Here is a 991-nt window from a genome sequence, read left to right as displayed (position 1 = left end):
TTTATATGTTTGGTTCATCAAATTCAAAAAATAATTCCATAGCCAACGACAACTACCAAAAGCTTGTGCTAATGATTGCTGTTGTTGAGCATCTGGATATAATCTGACTTTGACAACTCTTAACATATTAGAGTAAAAGGTATTTACTATAAGATAGTATAACACGAGATTTGTGAATTGACTCCATGTTTTTTCCCTCTCTTCGAGACGCTGCGCGAACGCTGTCGCTTTGGTCGAAAAACTGTCGTTAATTCACGCGCCATTCATCCTAAGCTGCCCTTTGGGTCAGTCATGGGGCTTGAAGTCGGTTAAGCTAAAATTGTCTTGAGTAATTGATAGCCTCTGCCTTTCTTGATAAATTTGGTAGAGACATTCCCCTGGAACGTCCCTACTTATTTTCCCAAGACAAAAAACGCCCTCCGTAAGGAGAGCGTTTTCTAATTAACTAGACTCTAGTTATTAACCATTGATAGCAGGAGCAGTTAAAGCAACAGGAGCAACATCAGCAGCAGCCAAGTCTAAGGGGAAGTTGTGAGCGTTACGCTCGTGCATTACTTCCATACCTAAGTTAGCGCGGTTGATTACATCAGCCCAAGTACCGATTACACGACCTTGAGAATCAATGATGGATTGGTTGAAGTTGAAACCGTTCAAGTTGAATGCCATGGTGCTTACACCCAAAGCTGTGAACCAGATACCAACTACTGGCCATGCAGCCAAGAAGAAGTGTAAGGAACGGCTGTTGTTGAAAGAAGCGTATTGGAAAATCAAGCGACCGAAGTAACCGTGTGCCGCAACGATGTTGTAGGTTTCTTCTTCTTGACCGAATTTATAACCGTAGTTTTGTGATTCGTTCTCGGTTGTTTCTTTAACCAAGGAAGATGTTACCAAAGAACCGTGCATTGCAGAGAACAAGGAACCGCCGAATACACCAGCTACACCTAACATGTGGAAGGGGTGCATCAAGATATTGTGTTCTGCTTGGAACACG

2 protein-coding genes are annotated in these 991 nt (G+C 42.5%); both read right to left on the bottom strand.

All coding sequences use genetic code 11. From position 1 onward, the window contains the following. Window positions 1-126: helix-turn-helix domain-containing protein (locus CUN59_RS13390; RefSeq protein ID WP_165790198.1), on the bottom strand; the 126-nt coding region annotated here is incomplete at its 3' end. A 333-nt stretch (window positions 127-459) separates the two neighbouring features. Further along, a partial coding sequence (locus tag CUN59_RS13385; RefSeq protein WP_497706911.1) for a photosynthetic reaction center family protein occupies window positions 460-991 on the bottom strand: 532 nt, incomplete at its 5' end.

The sequence above is a fragment of the Cuspidothrix issatschenkoi CHARLIE-1 genome, from assembly GCF_002934005.1.
Taxonomy (GTDB): Bacteria; Cyanobacteriota; Cyanobacteriia; order Cyanobacteriales; family Nostocaceae; genus Cuspidothrix; species Cuspidothrix issatschenkoi.
Note: the sequence above shows the minus strand (reverse complement) of the source record. Positions and strands in the feature narration are given on the sequence as shown.